Annotated in this window: 5 protein-coding genes; 3 read left to right on the top strand and 2 right to left on the bottom strand. The window is 34.2% G+C overall.

Going from position 1 to position 6,190, the window contains the following annotated elements; translation table 11 throughout:
* Window positions 1–355 precede the first annotated feature (355 nt).
* Window positions 356–2,257, top strand: a complete 1,902-nt coding sequence (locus tag V7183_RS16695) for an endonuclease MutS2 (RefSeq protein ID WP_335360219.1) — start codon at window positions 356–358, stop codon at window positions 2,255–2,257.
* 138 nt (window positions 2,258–2,395) lie between these two features.
* Here V7183_RS16695 and V7183_RS16690 read toward each other — a convergent pair whose 3' ends face one another.
* The gene (locus tag V7183_RS16690; protein WP_335360218.1) at window positions 2,396–3,361 is read right to left on the bottom strand and encodes a quinone oxidoreductase family protein; all 966 of its coding nucleotides are present in this window, start codon (window positions 3,359–3,361) and stop codon (window positions 2,396–2,398) included.
* Between the two features lie 137 nt (window positions 3,362–3,498).
* On the opposite strand from V7183_RS16690, the gene V7183_RS16685 reads away from it, so the two are divergent.
* Window positions 3,499–4,395, top strand: coding sequence for a LysR family transcriptional regulator (locus V7183_RS16685; protein WP_335360217.1), 897 nt, complete (start codon window positions 3,499–3,501; stop codon window positions 4,393–4,395).
* A 111-nt stretch (window positions 4,396–4,506) separates the two neighbouring features.
* On the opposite strand, the gene V7183_RS16680 is transcribed toward V7183_RS16685, so the two are convergent.
* Window positions 4,507–5,289 carry a DUF817 domain-containing protein gene (locus tag V7183_RS16680; protein WP_335360216.1) on the bottom strand — a complete coding sequence of 261 codons (783 nt, stop codon included), beginning with the start codon at window positions 5,287–5,289 and terminating at the stop codon, window positions 4,507–4,509.
* Between the two features lie 328 nt (window positions 5,290–5,617).
* On the opposite strand from V7183_RS16680, the gene V7183_RS16675 reads away from it, so the two are divergent.
* Window positions 5,618–6,178, top strand: coding sequence for a GNAT family N-acetyltransferase (locus tag V7183_RS16675; RefSeq protein ID WP_335360215.1), 561 nt, complete (start codon window positions 5,618–5,620; stop codon window positions 6,176–6,178).
* Window positions 6,179–6,190 lie beyond the last annotated feature (12 nt).

Here is a 6,190-nt window from a genome sequence, read left to right as displayed (position 1 = left end):
TTGTGAGTGCGGTAGGTTCTAAATAGGAAAAATTGAATGAAATAAATCTGATGAGAACAGGGGATTTTTATATAATTCATACCCCTAATTTTGTCATGGATTTATTTCAACCTATGAAGATACCTACAATACTTTATAAAGCGTGTAATGATTAGGGGGTAGCCATGTGTTTTTTGATGGTTTATTTCATTATATATTACACATGCCTTGTAAATGTAAAAAGCTGCGGTATCTCCGCAGCTTTTTTGTGTTTATTTTTATCGCATGAAAATCTAATTATTTACATCTCATTGGAATCTAATGGGTGGGTATCTTCATTTATGATGTGAGTAAATCATAGTGAGGAGAATAGAAATTGAATAAAATAACTTTGGAAAAGTTGCAATATAACGAGTTGAAGGAAATAGTTAAATCGTATTGTGTGAGTGGATTAGGAAAACAGTTGTTAAATAAATTGGAGCCAAGCACAAGTATAAAAGTAGTGAAAAATCGTTTGAATGAAACAACTGAAGCGCGAGCTATATTAGATGCAGAAGGGCATGTACCTTTTTTCGGGATTTCTAATATCGATAGTACAATTCAAAAACTTGAGAAAGGCATGATCTTAGATCCAAATGAGCTAGTTCGTGTATCAGACTTTTTACGAGGGTGTCGAAAGGTTAAAAAGTTTATGCTGGATAAAGAATTTTTCGCACCAGTACTAGCATCGTATGCGAATTCAATGTCCGAATTCAAAAGTGTGGAAGAAGAAATTGATTTTTCAATTAAAGGAAATCGTATTGATTCTGCCGCAAGCAAAGAGTTAAAACGAATTCGAAATAATGTCGACTCCGTAGAGGGGAAAATTAAAGAACGGTTAAATAAATTTTTAAATAGTAGTGTGAATAAGAAGTATATTCAAGAATTCTTTATTAGTAAAAAAGATGATCGCTATACAATTCCGGTTAAAGCTTCTTATAAAAATCAAGTTGCAGGAACTATTGTTGAAATTTCTTCTAAAGGTTCAACAGTTTTTATAGAGCCTAATACTGTTACAAAATTAAATGTGGAACTAGCGAGCCTAAAAGCTGAAGAAGCGATGGAAGAATATCAAATATTAGCCACTTTATCGGGAATGATCTTAGAGGACATTTATAACATTAAGATTAATATGGAGCTGATTAGTCAATATGACATGGTGTTTGCAAAAGCGAAATTTAGTAAACATATTGGCGGGATAGAGCCGAGGTTAAATGATTATGGATATGTAAAATTAGTTCAATGCAAACATCCATTATTATCAGGAGAAGTTGTACCACTAAACTTTGAAATCGGGCAAAATTACCGAAGCTTAATTATTACAGGACCAAATGCTGGTGGGAAAACGATTGTTCTCAAAACAATAGGTTTAGTAACATTAGCAACAATGTCAGGGTTTCATATTGCAGCAGATAAGGAAACGGAGATTGCCATCTTTGGAAATATTTTTGTAGATATTGGTGACAATCAAAGTATAGAAAATGCACTGAGTACATTTTCATCGCATATGAAAAATCTTTCGGAAATTATGAGAGCTTCGAGTAATAATACACTTTTATTATTTGATGAAATCGGCAGCGGTACGGAACCGAATGAAGGAGCTGCGCTTGCGATTTCTATTTTAGAAGAGTTTTATCATATGGGTTGTATAACTGTTGCGACTACTCATTATGGTGAAATTAAACGCTTTTCAGAAATGCACAGTGATTTTATGAACGCGGCGATGCAATTTAATAGTGAAACATTGGAACCAATGTATAAGTTAATGATAGGGAAATCGGGGGAGAGTAATGCCCTATGGATTTCAAAAAAAATGAATATACGAGAAAATGTGCTGCAAAGAGCAAAAGGTTATATGGAAAATAAAGAATATCGTTTAGAGAGACTGCATGAAAGTAGAATAAGAAAACCTAAAGTTGTGAAAGAGAAAATAGAAGAGAAATATAAATATGAAAAGGGAGACCGTGTGAAATTATTAGACTATGATGACTTTGGAATTGTATATAAAGAAAAAGATAATTTCCATAACGTTGTCGTGTTTTATAATGGGGAATGTATGGAAGTAAATGTTAAGCGAATCTCTTTAGAGGTACAAGCGAAGGAATTATATCCAGAAGGGTACGATTTAGATACATTATTTATGGATTATAAAGAGCGGAAAATGCAGCATGATATAGAGCGGGGATCGAAAAAAGCACTTCGTAAAATTCAAAAAGAAATAAGAAAGAACAAAGGATGAAATGAATATAATGATTAAACAAGAGCATGCGAAAGATTATAGCCAGACGAAGTATTTATAAATAGAATTGAAAAAAGGGCAGCTAGAAGAGTTCTTCTAGCTGCCCCCTTTTTGATTCAGATTCCTTATCCGAAATAATCACGGTATCAATAAAATTTTCCCAGTACTTTTTCGATTTTCTAATAATCGATGTGCTTCAGCACCATTTTTTAAAGAGAAAGTAGTTGGGTTTTTGATATTTAATTTTCCAGCGGTAATCCAATCAAATAGTTGCTGTGAACGTTTTTTTCGTTCTTCATACGTTGTGAGTACATTCCAAAGATCGCCGCCAGTTAAAGTTTTCGAAGTATCCATTAGCATTCGGGGGTCAATAGGGGCAGGATTGCCACCAGCCATTCCGTAAAATACAACTGTCCCACCGATTCTTGTAGCCTTGAAACTTTCTTCTAATGTAGAACCTACTGATTCATATACAGCGTCAACCCCAAGCCCTTTTGTGATTTTCAGTGCTTTTTCACACCATGCTTCTGTATATAATAATACATAGTCTGCTCCAGCTGAATAAGCTACGTTTGCTTTTTCTTTTGATGAAGTAAGACCGATAACTTTTCCACCTTGCAGTTTAATCATTTGCACGAGAAGTTGGCCAACTCCACCAGCTGCTGCATGCACTAAAATAACATCGCCTTCTTTTATTTTATAGCTATCTTTTGTTAAATAATGAGCCGTTAAACCTTGTAATAAAACAGAAGAGGCTGTATTGAAAGAAATAGGATCAGGTAGTGGAATAACTTTTTCTTTTGGAACAGTTACTAATTCGGCATTTGCGAACGGGACATCAGCAAATGCAACACGATCGCCAACATTAATATTAGAAACTTCATTACCAACACGCTCTACAATCCCTGATCCTTCATACCCTAATATATAAGGTGGTTTACCAGCAAGATGATAGTCACCTCTACGTCTATATATATCAGCAAAATTTAAGCCAATCGCTTTTGTACGAACAAGAATCTCCTTTGGTTTTATAATTGGGTCTGGAACTTCTTGATATTTTAATACATCAGCATTTCCGAATGCTTCGAAACAAAGTGCTTTCATATGGAATACCTCCAATTTGTAACGTACGTCAATATTGTTTGTTAATGTTTCTTATCATACAATACATATATCAATAGAAAAAGAAGATTATTTCGATGGAATCAATCGAAAATATCGATTGGAAGGAGGAAAAGATATTGGAAATAAAACAATTAATTACATTTAAAACGGCAGCGGAAAATTTGAATTTTACGCAGACTGCGAAAATATTGAATTTTGCTCAGTCAAGTGTGACAGCTCAAATAAAAGCATTGGAAGCTGAGCTAGGAACACCATTGTTCGAACGATTGGGGAAACGTCTTTTTTTGACTGAAGCAGGGCGGAAGTTTCAGTTATATGCGGATAAGATGATAGCGTTAAGTTATGAGGCTAAAATGGCTGTGAAAGATGATGAGGAAATATCAGGTACGCTACTAATTGGAGCACAAGAAAGCCAATGTACATATCGACTTCCTTTCATTTTAAAAGAGTTTAAGGCAAAGTTCCCTCAAATAAAGCTTATATTTAAACCAGCTCATTCAAATAAGGATGCGAAAGAACAATTAATGGAAGGGAAATTAGACTTAGCCTTTATTTTAGACGAATGTAAAACAGAAGATGTTTTGCATGTAGAGTCTTTGATTCAAGAGGAATTAAAAATAGTTGTTTTTCCTAATCATCCTTTACTTGAGAAAACTACGGTTTCCATAAAAGACTTAGAAAACGAAACGCTGTTATTAACAGAGCTAGGCTGTTCATATCGTACTATATTTGAAGACTTATTCCGTACAGAAGACGTATATCCTATAAATAAAATTGAGTTTGTTAGTGTGGAAGCAATTAAGCAATGTGTAATTGCAGGCCTAGGTGTAGCGATTTTACCAGCAATGGTTGTAGGAAAAGATATACAAGAAGGTACAATGAAGGAGTTGGTTTTCGATAATACAATCACTCCTATTTTTACACAAATTGCTTGGCATAAAGATAAATGGATCACATTACCATTACAGCAATTCATAGATGTAACAAGGGCATCATTTGGTAAAGTGTATTGAGCGACGAAATATTTATCCTGTTATTTGCGGGCTAATAATCGGTGGGGGATGAAGAAAATCCCCACTGATTAAAGTTTCACTTTATAGGGAAGCAAAATGTAACAAGCCAACTTATGATATTGAAGTTGGCTTGTTTTCATTATCTTTAAAATGTTTAAGCTGCGCCACAATCATAATACTGATTACAACGAGTAAAAACCATGAACTAATCTTGCCGATGTGAACAAGGCTCCAAGCTTCTCGCTGATTGGGATATTGCCATGCGCCAAAGAACGTAGCGATGTTTTCAGCAATCCAAATGAAAAATCCAATAAGGAAAAATGAAAGTACAAGTGGCATTTTATATGTAACTTCTTGTACAGAAAATTGTACAAAAGTACGAAAAAAGACAATGAATAAAAGGATAGTTAAAACCCAGCGAAAGTCATATAGGAAGTGGTGTGTAAAAAAGTTGAAATAAATCATAGCTCCTAGTGGTATTGTCCAAATCGCCCTAGGCCAGTTCTGCATTTGTAAATGTAATCTTCGCCATGCTTGGCATATATAACTAGCGACACTAGCATACATAAATCCGCTATAAAGTGGGACACCAAAAATTTTTGAATATGCTTCTTCAGGATAACTCCATGAACCAAAGTGAACTTTATATATTTCTAATAAAAGCCCAATGAGATGAAAGACAGCAATCACCTTAAGCTCATCTTTTGTTTCTAGACGAGTTTTGTACATAATATATTGAGCAAGAAGACAAACAATTAGGATGAAATCATAACGATATAGCCCTGGAATCAGGATGAGTTTTGAACCGGCAAGGGTGATAAAAATGACTACTGGAAAAACACAGGATAAAGCTTGTTGATAGGTAAAGAAAAGAAGTTGTTTGATATAAAACATTGTTTCTCCTTCCGTATGATGGGTGTTTTTATCTGAAAAATCCGATGATAACTTACTATACTATAATTTTTTTAAAAAGGAAAAGTGTGCCTATAGATGTAGATATATTAAAATGAGACTCTTCAATTTGAAGGGTCTTTTTTATAATCCCTTTTTGATTAAATACTCAGAAAATTATATAATGAGTGCAAACTTATTAAAGGGAGGTGTGCCAATGCTATCGCTTATTGTAAGTACCCCACTATTACTGAAGACGATGGGGCACGGGGATAGATAGATCTAGTAAATTACAGAACTATCCCCATAATTGAAAAGGGGGATCTTTAAAATGAACACTACAATGAATAATCTTTTTGTAGGCGAAAATATTAAATTATCAGCAATTAGAGCGGAAGATGTTGAGAAAATGGCTATTTGGCAAGAAGATAGTGAGTATTTAAGAAATGTAGATACGGACGCTGCAATTCCACAATCTTTACATGAAATAAAGGAGTATGAGCTATTAAAGAGCCGAAAATCAAACGGTGTTTCGTTCATGTTAAGAACAATTCAAGAAGATATCCTAATTGGTTTTGTGGCACTGCATAGTATAGAGTGGAATAATAGAGCTGGTTTATTAGCAATTGGTATAGGTGATAAGGATCATAGAGGAAAGGGGTATGGTACGGAAGGATTACGCCTTATTCTGAAATATGCTTTTCACGAATTAAACTTACATCGTGTAGGTCTCGATGTTATTTCATATAATCAGCCTGCAATTAAAGCGTATGAAAAGGTTGGCTTTCAGATGGAGGGATGTATGAGAGAAGCTGTTCAACGAGATGGAAAGAAATTTGACCGTATTATAATGGGGATATTACAGAATGAATGGATGAAGATTCAAAAATAATTTATTAGATAC

This window comes from Bacillus sp. JJ1127, from assembly GCF_036965845.1.
GTDB lineage: Bacteria > Bacillota > Bacilli > Bacillales > Bacillaceae_G > Bacillus_A.
This window is presented reverse-complemented; position numbering and strand designations above follow the sequence as displayed.